19 protein-coding genes and 4 tRNA genes are annotated in these 21,588 nt (G+C 34.5%); all 23 read right to left on the reverse strand.

Annotated features, from left to right (window positions below):
- Positions 1 to 66 precede the first annotated feature (66 nt).
- Complete coding sequence (gene rpoB / locus QWY90_RS11675; RefSeq protein WP_290286108.1) at positions 67 to 3,879, reverse strand: DNA-directed RNA polymerase subunit beta; 3,813 nt, start codon at positions 3,877 to 3,879, stop codon at positions 67 to 69.
- A gap of 249 nt (positions 3,880 to 4,128) precedes the next feature.
- The gene (rplL, locus tag QWY90_RS11680) at positions 4,129 to 4,500 is read right to left on the reverse strand and encodes a 50S ribosomal protein L7/L12 (RefSeq protein ID WP_290286110.1); all 372 of its coding nucleotides are present in this window, start codon (positions 4,498 to 4,500) and stop codon (positions 4,129 to 4,131) included.
- A 53-nt stretch (positions 4,501 to 4,553) separates the two neighbouring features.
- The gene (gene rplJ / locus QWY90_RS11685) at positions 4,554 to 5,054 is read right to left on the reverse strand and encodes a 50S ribosomal protein L10 (protein ID WP_290286111.1); all 501 of its coding nucleotides are present in this window, start codon (positions 5,052 to 5,054) and stop codon (positions 4,554 to 4,556) included.
- Between the two features lie 21 nt (positions 5,055 to 5,075).
- The gene (gene rplA / locus QWY90_RS11690; protein ID WP_290286112.1) at positions 5,076 to 5,765 is read right to left on the reverse strand and encodes a 50S ribosomal protein L1; all 690 of its coding nucleotides are present in this window, start codon (positions 5,763 to 5,765) and stop codon (positions 5,076 to 5,078) included.
- An 8-nt stretch (positions 5,766 to 5,773) separates the two neighbouring features.
- The gene (gene rplK, locus QWY90_RS11695) at positions 5,774 to 6,214 is read right to left on the reverse strand and encodes a 50S ribosomal protein L11 (protein ID WP_290286114.1); all 441 of its coding nucleotides are present in this window, start codon (positions 6,212 to 6,214) and stop codon (positions 5,774 to 5,776) included.
- A 65-nt stretch (positions 6,215 to 6,279) separates the two neighbouring features.
- Positions 6,280 to 6,831, reverse strand: coding sequence for a transcription termination/antitermination protein NusG (gene nusG, locus QWY90_RS11700; protein WP_290286115.1), 552 nt, complete (start codon positions 6,829 to 6,831; stop codon positions 6,280 to 6,282).
- Positions 6,832 to 6,841: 10 nt separating this feature from the next.
- Entirely contained in the window at positions 6,842 to 7,039 is a 198-nt protein-coding gene (gene secE / locus QWY90_RS11705; protein WP_290286117.1) for a preprotein translocase subunit SecE, read from the reverse strand.
- 16 nt (positions 7,040 to 7,055) lie between these two features.
- Positions 7,056 to 7,126: transfer RNA gene (locus QWY90_RS11710), tRNA-Trp, on the reverse strand.
- A gap of 64 nt (positions 7,127 to 7,190) precedes the next feature.
- A complete protein-coding gene (gene tuf / locus QWY90_RS11715; RefSeq protein ID WP_290286119.1) occupies positions 7,191 to 8,378 on the reverse strand; it encodes an elongation factor Tu in 1,188 nt (395 codons plus the stop codon).
- 61 nt (positions 8,379 to 8,439) lie between these two features.
- Positions 8,440 to 8,511, reverse strand: a tRNA-Thr gene (locus tag QWY90_RS11720).
- A 317-nt stretch (positions 8,512 to 8,828) separates the two neighbouring features.
- Positions 8,829 to 8,909, reverse strand: a tRNA-Tyr gene (locus QWY90_RS11725).
- A gap of 24 nt (positions 8,910 to 8,933) precedes the next feature.
- Positions 8,934 to 9,007, reverse strand: a tRNA-Thr gene (locus tag QWY90_RS11730).
- A gap of 91 nt (positions 9,008 to 9,098) precedes the next feature.
- Entirely contained in the window at positions 9,099 to 9,401 is a 303-nt protein-coding gene (gene hpf, locus QWY90_RS11735) for a ribosome hibernation-promoting factor, HPF/YfiA family (RefSeq protein ID WP_290286120.1), read from the reverse strand.
- 33 nt (positions 9,402 to 9,434) lie between these two features.
- On the reverse strand, positions 9,435 to 10,331 hold the full coding sequence (locus QWY90_RS11740) for a tyrosine-type recombinase/integrase (protein ID WP_290286121.1): 897 nt from the start codon (positions 10,329 to 10,331) through the stop codon (positions 9,435 to 9,437).
- Between the two features lie 72 nt (positions 10,332 to 10,403).
- On the reverse strand, positions 10,404 to 10,598 hold the full coding sequence (gene rpsU / locus QWY90_RS11745) for a 30S ribosomal protein S21 (protein WP_136150610.1): 195 nt from the start codon (positions 10,596 to 10,598) through the stop codon (positions 10,404 to 10,406).
- Between the two features lie 124 nt (positions 10,599 to 10,722).
- Entirely contained in the window at positions 10,723 to 11,892 is a 1,170-nt protein-coding gene (locus QWY90_RS11750; protein ID WP_290286122.1) for an acyl-CoA dehydrogenase family protein, read from the reverse strand.
- Positions 11,893 to 11,919: 27 nt separating this feature from the next.
- Positions 11,920 to 12,801 carry a ComEA family DNA-binding protein gene (locus QWY90_RS11755; protein ID WP_290286123.1) on the reverse strand — a complete coding sequence of 294 codons (882 nt, stop codon included), beginning with the start codon at positions 12,799 to 12,801 and terminating at the stop codon, positions 11,920 to 11,922.
- A 3-nt stretch (positions 12,802 to 12,804) separates the two neighbouring features.
- The gene (locus QWY90_RS11760) at positions 12,805 to 13,032 is read right to left on the reverse strand and encodes a PspC domain-containing protein (RefSeq protein WP_290286124.1); all 228 of its coding nucleotides are present in this window, start codon (positions 13,030 to 13,032) and stop codon (positions 12,805 to 12,807) included.
- Positions 13,033 to 13,055: 23 nt separating this feature from the next.
- Positions 13,056 to 14,324, reverse strand: coding sequence for a DUF2851 family protein (locus QWY90_RS11765; RefSeq protein ID WP_290286125.1), 1,269 nt, complete (start codon positions 14,322 to 14,324; stop codon positions 13,056 to 13,058).
- Positions 14,325 to 14,469: 145 nt separating this feature from the next.
- Positions 14,470 to 15,831, reverse strand: a complete 1,362-nt coding sequence (locus tag QWY90_RS11770; RefSeq protein ID WP_290286126.1) for a pyridoxal-phosphate dependent enzyme — start codon at positions 15,829 to 15,831, stop codon at positions 14,470 to 14,472.
- Between the two features lie 186 nt (positions 15,832 to 16,017).
- Positions 16,018 to 17,940 (reverse strand): putative porin, encoded by a 1,923-nt coding sequence (locus QWY90_RS11775; RefSeq protein WP_290286127.1) that lies wholly within the window; start codon positions 17,938 to 17,940, stop codon positions 16,018 to 16,020.
- 104 nt (positions 17,941 to 18,044) lie between these two features.
- Positions 18,045 to 19,907, reverse strand: coding sequence for a S8 family serine peptidase (locus QWY90_RS11780; protein WP_290286128.1), 1,863 nt, complete (start codon positions 19,905 to 19,907; stop codon positions 18,045 to 18,047).
- A gap of 71 nt (positions 19,908 to 19,978) precedes the next feature.
- On the reverse strand, positions 19,979 to 21,577 hold the full coding sequence (locus QWY90_RS11785) for a RagB/SusD family nutrient uptake outer membrane protein (protein ID WP_290286129.1): 1,599 nt from the start codon (positions 21,575 to 21,577) through the stop codon (positions 19,979 to 19,981).
- Between the last annotated feature and the right edge of the window lie 11 nt (positions 21,578 to 21,588).

The raw sequence follows: 21,588 nt of genomic DNA on the forward strand, positions 1-21,588 counted from the left end.
AATTGATAGTTGATAATTAACAATTGACAAGCATTATGCATTATCAATTGTTAATTGTTAATTGTTTTATTCTTCTAATCTGATGTCTAATCCAAGACCTTTCAATTCATGCATTAATACATTGAATGATTCTGGCAATCCTGGTTCTGGCATAGATTCTCCCTTAACGATTGCTTCGTAAGTTTTAGCTCTACCAATAACGTCATCCGATTTAACAGTCAAAATTTCTCTAAGCGTGCTTGATGCTCCATAAGCTTCAAGTGCCCAAACCTCCATTTCTCCAAAACGCTGACCTCCAAATTGAGCTTTACCTCCAAGTGGTTGTTGTGTAATAAGAGAGTATGGTCCGATAGAACGTGCGTGCATCTTATCATCAACCATGTGTCCAAGTTTCAACATATAGATAACTCCAACAGTTGCTGCTTGGTGGAAACGTTCTCCAGTTCCGCCATCATACAAATAAGTATGACCAAAACGTGGAATTCCTGCTTCATCAGTTAATTCATTTATTTGATCTAAAGTTGCTCCGTCAAAAATTGGTGTAGCATACTTTCTACCCAAGTTCATTCCGGCCCAACCTAAAACAGTTTCATAAATCTGCCCGATGTTCATACGAGAAGGTACACCAAGTGGATTCAATACAATATCAACCGGAGTTCCGTCTTCAAGGAATGGCATATCTTCATGACGAACGATACGAGCAACAATACCTTTGTTTCCGTGACGTCCTGCCATTTTATCACCCACTTTCAATTTACGTTTCTTAGCGATGTAAACTTTAGCCAGTTTCAAAATACCAGCAGGTAATTCATCTCCAACAGTGATAGTAAATTTCTCTCTTCTTAAAGCACCTTGTAAATCGTTTAACTTGATTTTATAGTTGTGAATTAAGTCATTTACTAAATTGTTAGACTCATCATCTGCAACCCATTGTCCTTTGGTTAAGTGAGCGAAATCTTCAACAGCGTGTAACATTTTAAGAGTGTATTTTTTACCTTTTGGTAAAACTTCTTCTCCTAAATCATTCATTACACCTTGAGATGTTTTTCCGTTAACTATAGTGAAAAGTTTCTCTACTAATTTGTCTTTTAAATCAACGAATTTTGTTTCGAAGTCCATTTCCAAAGACGTCAAATCGTCTTTATCTTTGGTACGTTTCTTTTTATCTTTTACTGCTCTTGCGAATAATTTTTTATCTAAAACTACACCGTGTAATGATGGAGAAGCTTTTAACGAAGCATCTTTTACATCACCGGCTTTATCTCCAAAGATAGCTCTTAACAGTTTTTCTTCTGGAGTTGGATCTGATTCTCCTTTTGGTGTAATTTTTCCGATTAGAATGTCGCCAGGTTTTACTTCGGCACCAATTCTAATCATTCCGTTTTCATCCAAATCTTTTGTTGCTTCTTCAGAAACGTTAGGAATATCATTAGTCAACTCTTCGTTACCTAATTTAGTATCTCTAACTTCTAATGAATAATCATCAACATGGATAGAAGTGAAAATATCATCACGAACTACTTTTTCAGAAATCACAATCGCATCCTCGAAGTTATACCCTTTCCAAGGCATAAAGGCAACTTTAAGGTTTCTACCTAAAGCTAACTCTCCGTTTTGCGTGGCATATCCTTCACAAAGTACTTGTCCAAGTTTAACTCTGTCCCCTTTTCTAACGATAGGTTTCAAGTTGATAGACGTACTTTGATTCGTTTTTCTGAATTTGATTAAGTTATATGACTTCTCATCTGGGTCAAAACTTACCATTCTTTCCGCTTCCGTTCTGTCATATTTGATAGTAATCATATTAGCATCAACATATTCAACAGTTCCATCACCTTCAGCATTAATCAATACTCTTGAATCAGAAGCTACTTGTCTTTCAAGACCAGTTCCAACAATCGGTGCTTCAGGACGTAACAATGGTACCGCCTGACGCATCATGTTTGATCCCATCAACGCTCTATTCGCATCATCATGTTCCAAGAAAGGAATCAATGAAGCTGAAATAGAAGCAATCTGATTAGGAGCAACGTCAGTATAATGAACTTGTCCTGGATCAACTACAGGGAAATCGCCTTCTTCACGAGCAATAACTTTATCAGCCGTAATTTTTCCTTTTCCGTCCATTTCAATGTTTGCCTGAGCAATCATTTTTCCTTCTTCTTCTTCAGCGCTTAAGTATATAGGTTCAGAAGTTAAATCGACAACACCATTAGTTACTTTACGGTAAGGCGTTTCGATGAATCCCATTCCGTTCACTTTAGCGTAAACACCAAGTGAAGAAATCAATCCAATATTTGGTCCCTCAGGAGTTTCAATTGGGCAAAGTCTTCCGTAGTGTGTATAGTGAACGTCACGTACTTCAAATCCTGCTCTTTCTCTTGAAAGTCCACCTGGTCCTAATGCTGATAATCTTCTTTTGTGCGTAATCTCAGCTAGTGGATTCGTTTGATCCATGAATTGAGACAACTGGTTTGTACCAAAGAAAGAGTTGATTACCGATGATAATGTTTTAGCATTAATCAAATCGATTGGTGTAAACACCTCGTTATCTCTAACGTTCATTCTCTCACGGATGGTTCTTGCCATACGCGCTAAACCAACACCGAATTGTTGTGACAATTGTTCACCAACTGTTCTAACACGACGGTTTGATAAGTGATCAATATCATCAATATCTGCTTTCGCATTGATTAATTCAATCAAGTATTTTACAATGGTGATGATATCTTCTTTGGTAAGCACTTGCTTTTCCATTGGGATATCTAAACCAAGTTTTTTGTTCATTCTGTAACGACCAACTTCACCTAAGTTATAACGTTGGTCTGAGAAGAACAATTTATCTATAATACCACGAGCCGTTTCTTCATCAGGCGGTTCTGCATTACGCAATTGTCTGTAGATATGCTCAACGGCTTCTTTTTCAGAATTTGTTGGATCTTTTTGTAACGTATTATGGATGATGGCATAATCACCTTGATTAGCATCTTCTTTATGTAACAAAATAGATTTAACGTTAGAATCGATGATTTCTTCCACATTATCTTTGTCGATAATGGTATCTCTATCAAGGATAATTTCGTTACGTTCGATAGAAACTACTTCTCCTGAATCTTCATCCACGAAATCTTCGTGCCAAGTATTTAATACTCTCGCCGCTAATTTTCTACCGATATATTTTTTAAGTCCTGTTTTAGAGACTTTAATTTCCTCAGCAAGGTCGAAAATTTCAAGGATGTCCTTATCTCTTTCGAAACCAATAGCACGGAATAAAGTCGTTACAGGTAATTTTTTCTTTCTATCAATGTAAGCATACATTACGCTATTGATGTCAGTAGCAAATTCAATCCAAGATCCTTTAAAAGGAATTACTCTGGCAGAATATAACTTTGTACCATTAGCGTGGAAACTTTGACCAAAGAAAACTCCAGGTGAACGGTGTAATTGCGAAACAACCACACGCTCAGCACCATTGATTACGAAAGTACCGCTTGGAGTCATGTAAGGAATAGTTCCTAAATAAACATCCTGTACGATAGTTTCAAAATCCTCGTGTTCTGGGTCAGTACAATAAAGTTTTAGACGTGCTTTTAAAGGCACGCTATATGTTAGACCTCTTTCAATACACTCTTGAATAGTGTAACGTGGTGGGTCAACAAAATAATCTAGAAATTCTAATACAAATTGGTTTCTTGTATCAGTGATTGGAAAGTTTTCCATGAAGGTGTTGTATAACCCTTCGTTGCCTCTCTCGTCTGATTTCGTTTCCAATTGGAAGAAATCTTGAAAAGATTTTACCTGAACATCTAGAAAATCCGGATATTGAGGGATGTTTTTAGTAGAGGCAAAATTCAATCTTTCAGTCTGATTTGTTATCATCAATGAGCAAAATTTTGATTAAAAAAAAGTAATTTTTTGTGTAGAAACACTAAGTAATCCATACTTTCTTTTTATAACCGATACATCTTTAAAAATGAACCAAGTTCGCTCATTTTTTTTCTTCGTTATCGATCAAAAAATTTTCGTATTAATCATAAAACTGGATATAATTTTATTATACGAAAAATGGTTTAGGCCCTTGGACGCTTTTGTCCAAGGCCTAAACCTAGTTCTAAAACCGGTGTTGAATTATTTTAATTCAACAACAGCTCCAGCTTCTTCTAAAGATTTTTTCAAACCTTCAGCTTCTGCTTTAGTGATTCCTTCTTTGATGTTAGATGGTGCACCGTCAACAAGATCTTTAGCTTCTTTCAAACCTAAACCTGTTAATTCTTTAACTGCTTTTACAACAGCTAATTTAGAAGCACCAGCTTCTTTAAGTACTACTGTGAATTCTGATTGCTCTTCAGCAGCAGCTTCTCCACCACCACCAGCAGCAACTACTACAGCTGCAGCAGCTGGTTCGATACCATACTCATCTTTTAATATTGTAGCTAAATCGTTAACTTCTTTTACAGTTAAGTTAACTAATTGTTCTGCGAATTGTTTCAAATCTGCCATTTTTTCTATCGTTTAAAATGTTCTTTAATTATTATTTTTTTAGTCTGCTCTAATTATTCTGCTGCTTCGCCTTTTTGCTCTGCATTGTTTAACAATGCTGCAATCACACGTTTAGCAGGCGATTGAAGTAATCCGATGATTTCTCCAATAACTTCTTCTTTAGATTTCAATGAAGCCAAGCTATCGATAAGGTTATCACCGATGTAAATTTCACCGTTGATGTAAGCTCCCTTGAAAGCTGGTTTATCAGATTTTTTTCTGAAATCTTTGATGATTTTTGCTGGTGCATTAGCGATATCTGCAATAAAAATTGAAGAATTCCCTTTTAACACACTGGCTAAATCACCATAATTATTAGTTGAAGCTTCCATTGCTTTTTCAAGCAATGTGTTTTTAACTACTTCCAATTTGATACCTGCTTTATAGCAAGTTCTTCTCAAGTTAGAGGTTGTTTCAGCATTCAATCCTGAAGTATCAGCAATGTAAAGTATATTAGCATTAGCCAACTTTGCAGTTAAATCTTCTATCGCGATTGATTTTTCTTCTCTTGTCATAATAAAATTTGTTTAACTAAATTATACCGCTTTAGGATCTAAAGCAATAGCAGGACTCATAGTACTAGACAAGTGAATTGACTTGATGTAAGTACCTTTAGCTGCAGTTGGTTTTAATTTAAGTAATGTTTGAATAATTTCGTGTGCGTTATCAACAAGTTTATCAGATTCAAAAGAGATTCTTCCAATTCCTGCGTGAACGATACCAGTTTTGTCAACTTTAAAGTCGATTTTACCTGCTTTAATTTCAGTTACAGCTTTACCAATTTCCATGGTTACTGTTCCTGTTTTAGGATTTGGCATTAAACCTCTTGGCCCTAATACACGACCTAATGGACCTAATTTACCCATAATAGCTGGCATAGTAACAATTACGTCAACATCTGTCCAACCATCTTTAATTTTTTGAAGGTAATCATCCAATCCTACATAGTCAGCACCAGCAGCTTTCGCTTCTGCTTCTTTATCTGGAGTTACTAAAGCTAATACTTTGGTATCTTTTCCAGTTCCATGAGGAAGTGTAACAACACCTCTTACCATTTGATTTGCTTTTCTTGGATCAACTCCTAGTCGAACAGCAATATCTACTGATTCATCAAATTTTGCAGAAGCAACAACTTTCAATAAAGACGAAGCGTCTTTTAAAGAATATAGTTTGTTTTTCTCAATTTTTGAAGCAGCTTCTTTTTGTTTTTTTGTCAATTTTGCCATTTCTTACCTTATTTTAGAGGAGAATCTCCAGTTACAGTTATACCCATAGATCTAGCTGTTCCAGCAATCATGCTCATTGCAGATTCGATTGTGAAAGCATTTAAATCGACCATCTTGTCTTCAGCGATTCCTTTAATTTGATCCCAAGTTACGTTAGCAACTTTTTTTCTGTTAGGCTCGCCTGAACCAGATTTCAATTTAGCAGCATCCATTAATTGAATTGCAGCAGGTGGAGTTTTTACAACAAAATCGAACGATTTGTCTTTATACACGGTAATTTGTACCGGTAACACTTTGCCAGGTTGATCTTGTGTTCTAGCATTAAATTGCTTACAGAACTCCATGATATTAACACCAGCAGCTCCCAGAGCAGGTCCAACCGGTGGCGACGGGTTCGCAGCACCTCCCTTAACTTGTAGTTTAACTACTTTACTAATCTCTTTAGCCATTGTTTTTAAAAAATTTGCAGCGGTCTGTGGAAGCAGACGTTTGCCGTTTATAATAGTGTAACAAATTATACTTTTTCAACTTGCATAAAGCTCAATTCTAATGGTGTTTTTCTTCCGAAGATTTTCACCATTACTTCCAGCTTACGCTTTTCTTCATTGATTTTTTCAATAGTTCCGTTAAATCCATTGAAAGGTCCATCAATAACCTTAATTGTTTCATCAATTTTGAAAGGTATTGCCTGAGTATCTGTATTAACAGCTAATTCATCAACTTTACCTAACATTCTGTTCACTTCAGACAGTCGCAATGGCACAGGCTCACCGCCTTTTACTTCACCTAAAAAACCAATTACACTAGTAATCGATTTAATAATATGAGGTATTTCACCAATAAGATTAGCTTCAATCATTACATAACCAGGAAAATAAACTTTATCCTTTGCTATTTTTTTACCATCTCTTACTTGAACTACTTTTTCGGTAGGTACAAGAACTTGAGATACGTAATCCGACATTCCTAATCTATTGATTTCTGTTTCGATATAAGCTTTGACTTTATTTTCTTGTCCGCTTACCGCTCGAACCACATACCATTTTTTTACATTATTATCTGCCATTTCAGAGAAATTAAGATTTTATCAAATTAAAAATCCCAGCAATTGCTTTTGCGCACATTTCATCAACACCCCATGTTGCTAAAGCAAAAACTACTGAAAAAACAGCCACTATAATAGTTAGACGTTGCACTTCAGACCATTCTGGCCAAGTAACATTTGATTTTAATTCTTCAAATGCTTCTGATATATAATTAACAACTTTTGTCATTGTATTTTTATTTTTGCACGGGCGGAGGGATTCGAACCCCCATCAACGGTTTTGGAGACCGCTATTCTACCCTTGAACTACGCCCGTTGATTATTATTAAAATCCAGTGTCGTTTAAAAAAAACGACACTGGATTTATATTTATTTTATAATTACGAAACTATTTCAGTTACCTGACCAGCACCAACTGTTCTACCACCTTCACGGATAGCGAAACGTAAACCTACGTTCATTGCAATTGGACTTAATAAAGCAACATTAATAGTTAAGTTATCACCTGGCATTACCATCTCTACTCCTGTTGGTAAAGTAATAACTCCTGTTACGTCAGTTGTACGTACGTAGAACTGTGGACGGTAGTTATTGTGGAATGGTGTGTGACGACCACCTTCTTCTTTTTTCAAGATATAAACCTCAGCTTTGAAAGTAGCGTGCGGTTTCACTGAACCTGGCTTAATAATAACCATACCTCTTTTGATATCCGCTTTATCAATACCTCTTAACAATAAACCTACGTTATCTCCAGCTTCACCTCTATCAAGGATTTTACGGAACATCTCAACTCCTGTAATAGTAGAAGTTAATTTTTCAGCTCCCATACCAATGATTTCAACTGGATCTCCTGTGTTAGCAATTCCTGTTTCGATACGACCTGTAGCAACAGTTCCACGACCAGTAATTGTAAATGAATCTTCAACTGGCATCAAGAATGGTTTTGAAATATCACGAACTGGTTCTTCAATCCATGCATCAACAGCAGCCATTAATTCAATAATTTTTGGTACCCAAGCTGGATCGTTATTCAATCCACCTAAAGCAGAACCTTGAATAACTGGACTGTTATCTCCATCATATTCGTAGAAAGACAATAAGTCTCTGATTTCCATTTCAACTAATTCTAAAAGCTCAGCATCATCAACCATATCCACTTTGTTCATGAATACTACCATTCTAGGAATACCAACCTGGCGACCTAAAAGGATGTGCTCACGTGTTTGTGGCATTGGTCCATCAGTTGCAGCTACAACAAGGATAGCACCGTCCATTTGAGCAGCACCAGTAACCATGTTTTTTACGTAATCCGCGTGACCTGGACAGTCAACGTGTGCGTAGTGACGATTAGCAGTTTCGTACTCAACGTGTGAAGTGTTGATAGTAATACCTCTTTCTTTTTCTTCAGGAGCATTATCAATTTGATCAAATGATTTTGCTTGACAGTAACCTGCATCAGACAACACTTTAGTAATTGCTGCAGTTAATGTAGTTTTTCCGTGATCCACGTGACCAATTGTACCAATATTAAGGTGTGGTTTGGAACGATTAAAATTTTCTTTTGCCATTTTAATTAATTTTAAACTTAGTTATATATTTATTAGTGTTCAATTTTCAATTTAATTTTTGAGCCAACTACGGGAATTGAACCCGTGACCTCTTCCTTACCAAGGAAGCACTCTACCCCTGAGCTAAGTCGGCTTGTGCCTAGTCCAGAAGTTAGATATTAGAATTCAGAAAAAAAACCAAATTCCTATTTCTAAATTCCATTTTTGGATTACCGCCTTTCGATGATAATCCAATTGGATTACCGCCATTCTGGCGATGATCAAATTCCTACTTATCTGAACCTTTTAACTATCAACTTCCGTTTAACAATCTAGTCTCGATAAATTGAAACCTTTTGGATTACCGCCATTCTGGCGATGATCCTGTATCGTTGTCCCAACGATACTAAAAGTTTTTAAATTTGATTTTCTCGAAAGCGAGCTTTCGGAAAATGCTTTTTAAAAACTTTGTGGGGAGAGCAGGATTCGAACCTGCGAAGTTCACACAGCAGATTTACAGTCTGCCCTCGTTGGCCGCTTGAGTATCTCCCCTAACCATATTTCAATAAAAAAAAGAGCCGGCGGAGGGACTCGAACCCACGACCTGCTGATTACAAATCAGCTGCTCTAGCCAACTGAGCTACGCTGGCAATATCAATAAAAAAAGCCCGCTATTTCTAACGGACTGCAAATGTATATCTTTTTGTCTTTCAATCAAAACATTTTTAAAAAAAAATTATTTTAAATATGTGTTCTAATTTTTTCTTTTCTTTTAATCAATAATCGCTCTAAAGATTCTGCCGAAACCTCTATTGCTTCCTCAAAAGTTTTGCATTGTTTTTTTACCATAAAATCATCTCCTGGGACGTGAATTTTAACCTCAACTACTTTATTTTCTTTATCACTTGTTTTTTCAACCTTTAAAAAAACGTCAGCGGAGACAACTTTATCATAAAATTTTTCAAGTTTGCTCATTCTTTCTTGGATAAAATCCACCAGCTTTCTGTCAACAGTAAAGTTAACTGCATTAACACTTACCTTCATAATTAAATCTTTTATTAATTAAACATTTTAGAATTATTTTTTATTTCTAGGATGCGCACTATTGTAGACTTTTTGAAGCTCTGCTAAACTATTATGCGTGTATACTTGTGTCGATGCTAAACTAGAATGTCCTAATAATTCCTTTACTGAATTTATGTCTGCCCCATTGTTTAGTAGATGAGTCGCAAATGTATGCCTTAATATATGTGGACTTTTTTTCACCTTCTCTGAGACATTACTAAAGTAATAATTTATTAGCCGATAAACAAACGAATCGTTTAATTTAACGCCATTCAACAGCAGAAAAAAACAATCAACATCTTTAACGTCTTGTATACTTGCTCTTTCGGATAAATATTTTTTTATCTGTTCTTCAATTATTGTTAAAATTGGAATGATTCTTTCTTTGTTTCTTTTGCCAATTACCTTGATGGTATTATTTGTCAAATCTACATTCTGAATTTTTAAATTAATTAGCTCTGTTCTTCGGATTCCGGTAGTGTAAAATAGGTCGATAATTAATTTATCTCGTACGCCTTCAAATCCTTCTTTATAAGTTATCTGATTCAAAACCATATCTAATTCTTTTTCTGAAAACGGAATCTGAATTTTCTTTGGCGCCTTTAATGCTTTGTGTTTTAATAACGGACTTGAATCAATCTGTTTGATCTTGAGCAGAAATTTATAAAACGATTTTAAAGAGGATACTTTTCGGTTAATAGAAGTATTTGAAATGCCATCATCAGAAAGCGAAACTATCCAGGAACGTATTTGATTGTAATTTACGCAAAGCAAATCATTATCTTCAAATTCATTGGATAAAAAAGATTCAAAAAAACCTATATCATTTATATAGGCCGTAACGGTATGCTTAGAGTAATTCTTCTCTAACAAAAGATAATCATGAAATTTATTTTTAAAATTTTCCATAAAAAAACCGTTAGCATCAAAGTTATGAAACTTTGAGTACTAACGGTTAGTATATTTTTAGAAAATCAGATACTAACTTTCTAATCCGTCTTTCATGTTCTGAATGTAAGCAGCTTTTTGAACTTGTGCTCTTCTAACAACTGAAGGTTTAATGAAAGCCTGACGTGAACGCAACTGACGAACAGTTCCTGTTTTATCAAATTTTCTTTTATAGCGCTTTAATGCTCTATCGATATTTTCTCCGTCTTTAATTGGTATAATTAACATAATATAGACACCTCCTCTCGTTAAGGGTGCAAAAGTAATAATTAATTGATAATTAACAATGGATAATTGATAATTTTTTCGCCAGCATAGATTTCACTATTAATTATCCATTATCAATTGTTAACTATTTTACTGCTGGCTGATAGTTTTGTTTGTCAATAATCATTTTAGACAAAATCTCTCTAAGAATTTCTGAAGTTCCACCACCTATTGGTCCTAAACGACTGTCTCTAAATAAACGAGCTAAAGGATATTCTTCCATATAACCATAACCTCCTAGCATTTGCAAACAACTATAAATGGTTTCGTCTGCTACTTTTGTCGATTTTAATTTAGCCATAGTAGCTTCTTTGACTACATATTCTCCTTTATTTAATCGGGCAACAGCAGCATAATTAAATATTTTACAATGTTCTACTTCTGTGGCATGATCTACCATTGTGTGTCTTAACGCTTGAAATTTATTTATTGTCTTACCAAAAGCTTCGCGATGTGACATATAATCTATTGTGTAATCGATGGCATATTCTGCTCTTGCATGCGCATTGATTGCCATGATTAATCGCTCTAAGGCGAAATGTTGCATAATATAAGGAAAGCCTTTACCTTCCTCTCCCATTAAGTTTTCTTCGGGAATTTCAACATTATCAAATGCAATTTCAGCAGTATCAGAAGCTCTCCAACCCAATTTATCGAGTTTTGTAGCCGAAACTCCTTTTAGATTTGTATCCATCAAAAACATACTGATTCCTTTATTTCCACGATCTGGACTTGTTTTAGCGGCTACTACATAATAATCTGCATAAACACCATTTGTAATAAACGTTTTAGAACCGTTTATGATATATTTAGTTCCTTTTTTTATAGCCGTTGTTCGCATTCCCGCTACATCACTTCCTCCAAAAGGTTCCGTAAGGCATAATGCTCCAATTTTATCTCCGGCTATACTTGCTGTTAAATATTCTTGTTTTATTCTTTCATCACCTTCGGTATTTAAATGCGTCATTGCAAGATAAGTATGTGCCCAAATGGCTGCAGCAAAACCAGAGGATTTTATTTTTTGAAGTTCTTCTAATAGAACAACTGTATAAAACAAATCCAAATTCAATCCACCATAAGCCTCAGGATATGCTATGCCGAAAAAGCCCATATCACCGAATTTTTTCCAGATGAAGCGTTCAATTGCCCCTGTTTTTTCCCATTTCTCTATGTGAGGAACAACTTCTTTCTGCAAAAAATCTTGTAAACTCTTTCTAAATAATTCGTGTTCTTCAGTAAAGTATAATGAATTCATATAAATAAGCCGTTTTTGTCTTCTTTTTTAGAATTCCAAATATAAGGCAATTATTTTGATTTTTTCGGCTGGAAAACCTTTAATTTTTGACAAATTCTCAATGTTGATATCGCCATTCATCGTCCTGAATATAACGATATCTTTCGCTAATTGATATCTGAAAAAAGGAAATTGCGACAACTCTTTGACCGATGCATTATTGATGTTAATCTTTTTACAATTTGAAATAGATTTCACGACAAAAGAACTTTTCAATTTTTCAATAACTTCGGGCGACAGACCCCAAATATCATTCATCTGATCCATAGAAACAAAAGCACCATACTTTTCTTTCTGTTCCAAAATTCTATCCGAAATTTTATCACCAATACCATAAACTTTCATCAAATCTTCTTTAGTTGCTTGGTTGATATCGAGAACGGAAATCTTTTCCGGTTTTGAGAAATCCTTCTTGGTAAATGCTTGAAAGTTGCTCTTTTTGTTTTTTACCCAATCCGGAAATTTAAAGTAAGGAGAAATTACTCTTAGTAAAGAATCAGAAACTTTTGTCACAGCTTGAAATTCGGATGCAGAATTCACAAATTTATTTTGCTTTCTATACGCCAGTAAGCGATCTATTTCTTCCACCGACATTCCGAGTTTGTAGCCTTTAAAGTCAGTAATAAAATTTGGATTGAAAGGATAAATCGCAGGTTTATAATTTTTGTTTCCGAGCTTTAAACTATCAACCGTGCTTTGAAGCGCTAACCAATTAGATTGTTTAGCGTCAACTTTATTTACAACATTAAAATCATAGAAAAAATAAATCCCCTGAACCAGAATGATAATAACAAAAAACAATAGAATTCCGATTCGTTGACTTTTCGAATACGTTAAAAAAGATTTTACTATGGACTCAATAGTTCCCATAGGTTATAAATCAAAAACAGAAGTTCGTTTCCCTCGAATTAAATCTTTCAACCTAATCCAAAAAGCTAAAGTCAGATAGACACCAAACCACAAACCAGCAGTTACAAATGTGATGTAGATAAAAAACAAACGCACATTGGAAGCCCGCATTCCAAGCTTATCGGCTAAACGGGAAGACACGTGAAATCCGTGTTTTTCAAAAAAATATTTTAATCGGATAACTAGTGACATTGTATTTGTTTAAAATATCAAAATTACGCTTTTAATAACTCAATCCCAACAGCACATTGTAAACATTTGCTTCGATTACAGTACTCATTTTTGAGTTGCAACAACGATTGGCTTTCAAAAGCATTCTTAGCTTTAATTCCAAAATTGGAAAATTTTTCAATGATAATATTATTTTCGGCTGCAATTTCCCGAAGCAAATCTAATAAAGATTCTGATGCTTCTTTACCTAGACTTTTAGCATTGGCAAACTGAATTGGAACAATTGTATTAATGATTAACAAATCGATGAATGACTTTGAGAACTGTTTTTTCTTCTTTGGACTTTCTTTATCAAACTGATAATGCGTTTGCCAATAATCGGTTATAGTAATTTCAAAAAGCTGACGCAATTCCTTTACTGTTCTCGCAACAATCACTTTTGAAAATAAATTTTGTTGCTTATGATATAGCATTGCCAATTGGGCCAGTCTTATCGTCGGGAAATTATCAGGTCTATGTTTAAAAAACTGAACTGGATCAATAGTGCCTTTTTTTAATTGGTGTTTTTGGGAAATATACTCAAATCTGTTTTTCAAATCTTTAGTGTAGTTATCCTGAACATCAAGCGGAAATAGATCTGTTGTTCCGAAAAGTAAGCTCTCTAAATTGGCTACGTCGGCACTTTCTTTTCTGATAATTGAAAACGGAATTAATTTAGCCATTTTCATAAAAGTCTCTCCATTAGTATTCAAACCAAAGTTCTTTGCGAGCATACAAAACAAAACAGCTTCCCAATTATTTTCCGTTTCTTTCAGCAATTGTTCTATCGGATTGTATTTTCGTTCCAATCTTTCAACAAACAATCGCTCTTGCCAATTAGCCAAAACAAAACTATCGATAGTTGCCATTTGGCTTTCACAATAAATCCAAGATTTTGGTGATGCTAATGCCTGATAATTTTCTAAATCCTTTTTCGCTATATATTTTTTAAGTTCCAAAACCTGGATTTCAGTATTGTCTTTTCTAAAAACCGGTGTATCATGTTCCCAAACAACATGAAGAATAACATTGTCATAATTGGCATCTTTCTCGTGATGATGTAAATACCAATCGGAAGATTTGATATGAATTTCAATATTGCCTGCCCATTTTTGATTTCCTATACTTATTTGGGCATTAAAAAAATCCGGACCAGCTTGTTGCAAATAATTTCCACAATGGAGTATTGTGAGCAATTCTCCCGAAACAGTTGTAAGGTTAGAAAAGTCAAACTTCTTATATTGCCATATATAATGAAGAAAATCTTCTTTCACGGTTTTTAATTTTCATCTAAAGTAAGAAAATTACTTTTATATTAAAAATATTTGTAATGAAAAAAATACTTTTTAATACATTTTGATAAAAAAAAGAGCCAAGAACATATTACTGCTTCTTGACTCTTAACTATTGATTATTGCTTTATTTAATAGAACTAATAATATCGTGCTTGGTAATAATGTGGTGTTTCCCATTACCCAAATCTACTAAAACCGCCTGATTGTCTTTGTTAATTAATTTGGAAATTTCTTCAATTGGCGCATTGGCACTAACAATTGGATAAGGTTTTCCCATTATTTCTCTAATAGGTTTATCGGCAATGTTTCTGTCTTCTACATAACTTCTGAACAAATCGGTTTCGTCTAAGCTTCCCACAAAACCAGTAGTGTCAATTACAGGAATTTGAGAAATATTATATTTTTTCAAACGTTCTATTGCATGCGAAACAAGCTCTTCAGTTCTGACCACTACCAATGGTTTGTCTTTGTGGTCTTTGATAACATCTTCGGCTTTGGTGATTTCTTCATCCAAAAACCCTCTTTCGCGCATCCAATCATCGTTGAACATTTTTCCAACATAACGGCTTCCTGAATCGTGGAATAAAACCACAACAACATCGTCTTTAGTGAAATGTTCTTTCAATTGGTGTAGGCCTTTCACACAAGAACCAGCTGAATTCCCTACAAAAATTCCTTCTTCTAAAGCAATTCTTCTGGTGTAAACTGCAGCATCTTTATCGGTTACTTTTGTAAAACCATCAATCAATGAAAAGTCAACGTTTTTTGGAAGGATATCTTCTCCAATTCCTTCGGTGATATAGGAATAGATTTCGTTCTCGTCAAAAATTCCGGTTTCGTGGTATTTTTTAAATACAGAACCATAGGTATCAATTCCCCAAATTTTAATATTCGGATTTTTCTCTTTCAGGTATTTTCCAATTCCTGAAATGGTTCCACCTGTTCCTACCCCAACAACAAAATGAGTAACTTTTCCATCAGTTTGTTCCCAAATCTCAGGACCCGTTTGTTCATAATGCGCAATCGCATTGGATGGGTTATCATATTGATTTACGTACCAGGAATTTGGAATTTCAGTACCTAATCTTTTGGAAACGGAATAGTAGGAACGCGGATCAGTTGGCTCCACATCAGTAGGACAGACAATAACTTTAGCACCAACAGCTCGCAGTATATCCATTTTTTCTTTGGATTGCTTGTCGGTAATTACGAAAATACATTTGTATCCTTTTACAATGGCGGCAAGTGCTAACCCCATACCAGTATTTCCGGATGTTCCTTCGATGATGGTTCCGCCTGGTTTTAATCTACCGTCGGCTTCGGCATCTTCAACCATTTTTAGTGCCATTCGGTCTTTGGTAGAATTGCCTGGATTGAAGGTTTCTACTTTGGCTAAAACCAAAGCATCAATTCCTGCTACAACTTTGTTTAATTTTACTAAAGGTGTGTTACCTATAGTTCCTAATATGTTTTCTGCGTATGTCATTTCTTTGAGTTACTGAGCCTTTTTTATTTATAGCTACAAAGATATTGATAAAAAGAAGGTTTGCAAGTTTGGAGAACGTTAATTCGAAAACGTTTGCGTGCGTGATGGAAACGGCATCCTTTTGTCTCGTTCTTAAAACGAGACAAAAGATATAGTGGACAGCGCGTTTTCACGCCCAAGAAAAAACTATTGGAAGAATGTCCAAACCAAACCAAATCGAATCATGAAATCGCGATACGGATAATTGGGTGCTGTATAGAAATTATTGCCGGTCATTTTGGAGTTAAAATGTTCTGCTTTTAGGAAAATTCTAGTTTGGCGAATTCTTGCATTGATAAAGAAATCTACCATTGGAAAATCGCCCACCTTTTTTTCGTTTTGCACAAATGCTTCTGCGGTAACCGGATTGTAATCGTTTATATAATATTTTGTGAAATAATTAAATATAAAACCCGTTTGAAGATATAAGGCTTTTTTGAAATAATAATTAGTGAAATAAAGTGAATTTCTAGTGACTATTTGTGGCACATTAAGAATGTCCTCTTTTTGATCTACTTGCTGATACAAAACGGTATTGTCTAAAGCTAATTTCCACCATTTGAACTCACGACTCACTTTTACCGATAAATAATTTATGGCTTTGTCGTATTGTTTTGGGGAGATAATTTGCTGTTGCGGATTAGTAACATCATTACTAAAATACAAATAATCTTTGATAGAACTTATTTGCAACGAAGCAGTAAGCCATTGCGTTTTTGCGGTGGCTTCGATGTTGTTTATTTTTTCATTTTTAAAATCATTGTTCCAATTATAATCAACATAACTGCTTTGGTATAAATTGTAAATATGATCTGGAATTTTATTTACCATTTGGTATTGAAAAATAAACTCGTTTTTGTCGTTGAGTTTGTAGTTTAGCCTTGCATCTAAGTTAGACATTGGCTGATTTGAAATCGAATTGGAATAGGTAAACGTTCCGTTCCATTTGCTTTTTTGGTAATCGTATTGTCCGCCAACGGTATTGATTTTATCATTTAACGAACTCGAAATTATTCCAGAATCTAATATCAATATTTTGTTGTAATAATAATTATAGCGGAAGTCTTCTGCAAAAAACTGGAATTTTCCAAGTAGTGAATTTTCATAAATAGCACCTACTTTATTATACATTCGGTTAAAACGCGTATGATCGTTTATATTACTGGTAACGTACGAATCCCCGAATCGATTAATATTCGTATTCCCAACAGTTGATGGCACCGTAACTTGGTTGTATTCAAAAAATTTATTTTCGTAATTGAACTGGTGGGTTAGATATAAATTGTTGTCGCCTTTTGTACTGTTTATTCTGAAATTGTGATCAAAAAAAGTACGTTTCCCTTTCATAAAAGTTTTGGCATCTTTGAGATATACCTCAAGTCTGGCACGGTTTGAAAATGCGCCATCGCCGCTTTCAAAATCTTCGATGGTTGTAATTCCACCGTTCTCTCCGTTCAGAAAATCTTGTCCTGTGAAATGAAAATTTAGATAGTATCTTTTATTTAGTGTATTATAGCTAGATGTAAATCTGAAATTTCCTGTGCTCGAAAGTTGATTGACATATTTCCCCAAAGAACGCAGTCCTTTAAAAGCAACAGACATATTAAAACGTTCTGAAGTATTAACCGTTATAAAAGCATCAATAGATTGCCCTTGTTCCATAGTAGTTTTGAAATACAACTCTGTTATAGGTGTTGCAACCGAATAATATTTGATATCGTTAACGCCTATATAATTAAACTGTTTTCCAGAGAAGCCAATTTCGGGAAATGAGGTGAATTTTTTTAAACCGAAATCAAGAACTGTATACGTTTGTCCTTCATTAGCAAAGGGAAGCAATCCAAATATGTCTTTTCGCAAATAGTTGTATTCGTATTCTTTTTTGATGGTTAAAGAAGTGTCTACATAAGTTGTATCTCTTTGCAAAGTGATAATTCTATATTGGTTGTAAGCGGCTTTGGGGGCTTTCTTTTCTACATCTTTAGTGGTATCATCTTCTTTTGAGTTCTCAATTTGTGAGAAACCAATAGAAAAATTCAATAAAAAAAGGGCAATTAATACGTATTTCATCTTAAACTATTTCGAAGCAAAAATACATAAAACAATTTGGAATAAAATCATAAAAAAACCATCACAAATAATTGAGATGGTTTTACTATAATTCATTGAAAAAGTTACTCTTTAATAAATTTTTTGGTAACCGAATTATTATCTGATTTAAATGTTACAAAATAAACACCCGAGGAAAGACTTGAAACGTCAATACTGTTATTTATAGCATTTACTGATTTGTAAATTTGTTTGCCGGAGATGTCGTTAATTGTGATATCAGAAACTGTAGTATTATTTTTTACAATAAAATTCAAAACAGAAGCTGCAGGATTAGGATAAATAAAAATACTAGTATCAAAATCATAGTCTCTGGTGTTTAAACTTAATTGATTAGTTGCATTAGCAATCAATGAGAAAACTTGAGAACCACCAGTCAGTGTTCCTTTATGAGTAACCTGAATGGTATAAATTCCTGGTTGCGCATCAACAATCTCTACTTTTTCAACATTATCAACATCATTTTCTTCTGTGTTTATTGCTGGTGAAGTTGGGTCTTCAACATATAACTTCCAAGGATAATAAATGGTACCGTCTTTTAAAATCTTTAAATCAAGATTATTTTTAAGTCTTGCAGCTCTATTATCAATATCATTTGCATTATTTGAAGTTCCTTGCGGATCAGTCCAGCAAATTGTTGCTGATAATTTTTGAGTAGATGCAATTGAAATTTGTTTTGTAAAAGTCTGACCAACATTTAAGGTGTTTTCTTCTAAAACTGTTGAAACATTTCTATTTGTAATAATATTTGCAGCTAATTCAGCATTTGCTAATCCCCAGCCAAATTCATAATCCGGACCTGGATATAAACCTGCTTCTTTAGCTGAATGGCATATCAATCCACGAACAGTTGAAGCTCTCATGTAAGTTGATGGATTAAGATTGTTATAGTGCTTTTGAAGCAATAATATCATTCCTGTTATGGCTGGAGTTGCCATTGAAGTTCCTTGATAAGTATCATAAGAAGCATTGCCACTACTAACGCAAGAGCTTACGCCAACACCTTTTGCTGAAATATCGGGTTTAATTCTACCATCATCTGTTGGTCCATAATTACTAAATGAACTCATAACAACACTGCTTTCACTTGTATAATTCGAAACTTCATTAACAGCTGCAACCACCAGACTATTTTTAGAAGTAGCAAATCCAGTTAGTAAATCATAACCTCCTTTATTACCCACTTGAGCAATTGTAAAATCATCTCTGTCATTTCCTGCAGCAACACATATTTGATAATAAGGATTAGCATAGGCTGCATTATCTATTTGTATAGATGAAGCATCGTATTGTCCAAACTTGGCATCTGACAAACTTGACGCAATATAGCCATAAGAGTGATTAGAAGCTAAATAACCTGCAGCACCAAAAGCCAGAAACTCAGAATAATCAGAAGTCCAATCGTAGGTTTTTGCTTGTGCTCCATACGCAATTCCTTTTCTAAGTGGGCTAAAACCTGAAGCCATAATAGTTCCGGTAACATGAGTACTGTGCGAACTTAGGGTTGCTGCTGCATCGCTCAAGGTTACCTTACCACCCACAAACTCTTGATGTGTATCTCTTACTTTTCCGCCATCCCAAACACCAGCTGTCATACCAGTACCAGTTACACTTAATCCAAGACTTCCTCCGGGATACATTTTATTTGTCCCTAAAGTTACTGAAGAACCTTGGTTATAAATGGTATAAAAAATTGGAGTCCCATCATCCTCAATTCTTTGTAATGACATTTTTTCACTATCAACAAAAGGATGTTGTTTTTTATAATCATCAATTCTTTTTTGCTGTACTATAGAAAATTCTTCATTACTTTTCTTAAGTCTAGCAATCTCAGTTTGATTATTGGAAGCGGCAATTTTTTGTCTTTCTGCAATAGTTTGGCTGAAAACAAAAAAAGGAAAAAATAAAAGTGCAAATAGTGTTTTCATAAATTGTATTTGTTACAAAAAAACCTTTTTCTATAAAGAAAAAGGTTTTTTTTAATAGTACTTAAAATATTTTAATTGTATCCAGGATTCTGTTGTGCAGCAATACCAGGATTACCATTAATCTCATCCAATGGAATTGGCAAAGTAAATCTATAATCATTATTAGGAATAGACAACGGAGAACCAGTAATTTGATCATCTGTTGGGTCTCTATCAAGTGTTTGATTTGCTAGGGTACCTAATCTTTTCATGTCAATATATCTAAAACCTTCAAAACATAACTCTAATCTTCTTTCTGCTAAAATACCAGCCCAAGCAGCTGTTGCGTCAGCATATACAGGTAAAGGTTGAGCTCCTAAAAAGTTTCTAGCGTCTTTGATTTGTTTAATAACTGAAGCGACAGAGTTAGTAGCTCCATTAATGTTTCCTTCACTTGCATAACATTCAGCAAGGATGAAATACATTTCAGAAAGTCTAAATACTTTTATGTCATTTCTAGTAACAAATCCTGTTTTTCCTGGATACTTATCAATTACGATTACATCTGTTGCGATATAATTTGGATCAGTAGCATAGTTAACATTGTATATAGATGTTGGATCAACATTAGCATATCTTCTTACATCACCAGAAGTTGCACCAAGTTTGTTGAACAAAGCTCTACCAACTTCAAATAACGGAGAACCAGCAAGGTTAGAACTATTGGTAGTAAATTGTGTTGCAACGTTTTCCCATGTTGTTCCAGCTGCAGGTCTGTCAAGCGACCATATAATTTCGCCTTGAGCTAAATCAGCCCACATTCTTCTGTATGGATTTGTTGTTGTCGCCCCATAAAAAGAGTTATTCCAAGCTGTTGTTGCTGATGGAATTGCAAAAGGATTAGTTGGTGCACCAGCAGGCACAGGGTTAGCAAGCGTAAGAGAAACGCCAGCAGTTGCAATTGCATCCTGAGCATATTGTTTTGCTAATGTATAATTACCTCTGTATAAATACATTCTTGCTCTTAAAGCAGTAATCATAGGTTTAGAAACAAACTTGTAAGGCGTTGTAGCCGATGGCACAACATTAGCAAAAGCATAATTTAAATCGTCTTCAATTTGAGCAAATACTAAACCATTAGCAACTCTAGGAAGTTTATCACTTGCTGCAGGCACATTTGTAAATAACATCACTCCAAGTGCATTGTCATCTTTTAAATCTGTAGAGAAGTAAGTTAATAACTCAAAATAGCTAAACGCTCTTAATGCTCTGGCTTGAGCCAAAATAGAATTATAAGTAGCTAATTGAGTTGGGTCAGTTGGAACCGGTACTTGATCATTAGCCATTCTTAAAAGTCTGTTACATCTGTTAATAGTTTGATAATTATCAAACCAAATGTCACTTACAACCTGTTCTCCTGTTAAAAGGAAAAATCGGTGAAGATTTAAGTCTTGCCCACCATTACCTCTACCAACACTGCATTCGTCAGTAAACTTACCTGTAAACCCAATCTGATTAGATGTCGAAACCCCAGCATAAGTACCATTTAGGTAGCTTTGTAATCCGGAAATATCTGTTATTGCCGATTCATTTAGTTCTCCATCCTGAACAATATTATAGGCATCTTCACAGGAAGAAAACAAAAACATCGTAAAAAAACTAGAGATAAAAATTAATTTTATTCTTTTCATGATATATATTT

Origin of the sequence: Flavobacterium paronense, from assembly GCF_030409795.1 — a bacterium.
Classification (GTDB): domain Bacteria; phylum Bacteroidota; class Bacteroidia; order Flavobacteriales; family Flavobacteriaceae; genus Flavobacterium; species Flavobacterium paronense.

Coding starts and splice junctions, on each gene's coding strand:
- QWY90_RS11750 (WP_290286122.1), bottom strand. CDS start 11,892: ATGAATTCATTATACTTTACTGAAGAACACGAATTATTTAGAAAGAGT.
- hpf (WP_290286120.1), bottom strand. CDS start 9,401: ATGAAGGTAAGTGTTAATGCAGTTAACTTTACTGTTGACAGAAAGCTG.
- secE (WP_290286117.1), bottom strand. CDS start 7,039: ATGACAAAAGTTGTTAATTATATATCAGAAGCATTTGAAGAATTAAAA.
- QWY90_RS11780 (WP_290286128.1), bottom strand. CDS start 19,907: ATGAAAACACTATTTGCACTTTTATTTTTTCCTTTTTTTGTTTTCAGC.
- QWY90_RS11755 (WP_290286123.1), bottom strand. CDS start 12,801: ATGGGAACTATTGAGTCCATAGTAAAATCTTTTTTAACGTATTCGAAA.
- rplL (WP_290286110.1), bottom strand. CDS start 4,500: ATGGCAGATTTGAAACAATTCGCAGAACAATTAGTTAACTTAACTGTA.
- QWY90_RS11760 (WP_290286124.1), bottom strand. CDS start 13,032: ATGTCACTAGTTATCCGATTAAAATATTTTTTTGAAAAACACGGATTT.
- QWY90_RS11770 (WP_290286126.1), bottom strand. CDS start 15,831: ATGACATACGCAGAAAACATATTAGGAACTATAGGTAACACACCTTTA.
- QWY90_RS11775 (WP_290286127.1), bottom strand. CDS start 17,940: ATGAAATACGTATTAATTGCCCTTTTTTTATTGAATTTTTCTATTGGT.
- rpoB (WP_290286108.1), bottom strand. CDS start 3,879: ATGATAACAAATCAGACTGAAAGATTGAATTTTGCCTCTACTAAAAAC.
- rplA (WP_290286112.1), bottom strand. CDS start 5,765: ATGGCAAAATTGACAAAAAAACAAAAAGAAGCTGCTTCAAAAATTGAG.
- rpsU (WP_136150610.1), bottom strand. CDS start 10,598: ATGTTAATTATACCAATTAAAGACGGAGAAAATATCGATAGAGCATTA.
- QWY90_RS11785 (WP_290286129.1), bottom strand. CDS start 21,577: ATGAAAAGAATAAAATTAATTTTTATCTCTAGTTTTTTTACGATGTTT.
- rplK (WP_290286114.1), bottom strand. CDS start 6,214: ATGGCTAAAGAGATTAGTAAAGTAGTTAAACTACAAGTTAAGGGAGGT.
- rplJ (WP_290286111.1), bottom strand. CDS start 5,054: ATGACAAGAGAAGAAAAATCAATCGCGATAGAAGATTTAACTGCAAAG.
- QWY90_RS11740 (WP_290286121.1), bottom strand. CDS start 10,331: ATGGAAAATTTTAAAAATAAATTTCATGATTATCTTTTGTTAGAGAAG.
- nusG (WP_290286115.1), bottom strand. CDS start 6,831: ATGGCAGATAATAATGTAAAAAAATGGTATGTGGTTCGAGCGGTAAGC.
- tuf (WP_290286119.1), bottom strand. CDS start 8,378: ATGGCAAAAGAAAATTTTAATCGTTCCAAACCACACCTTAATATTGGT.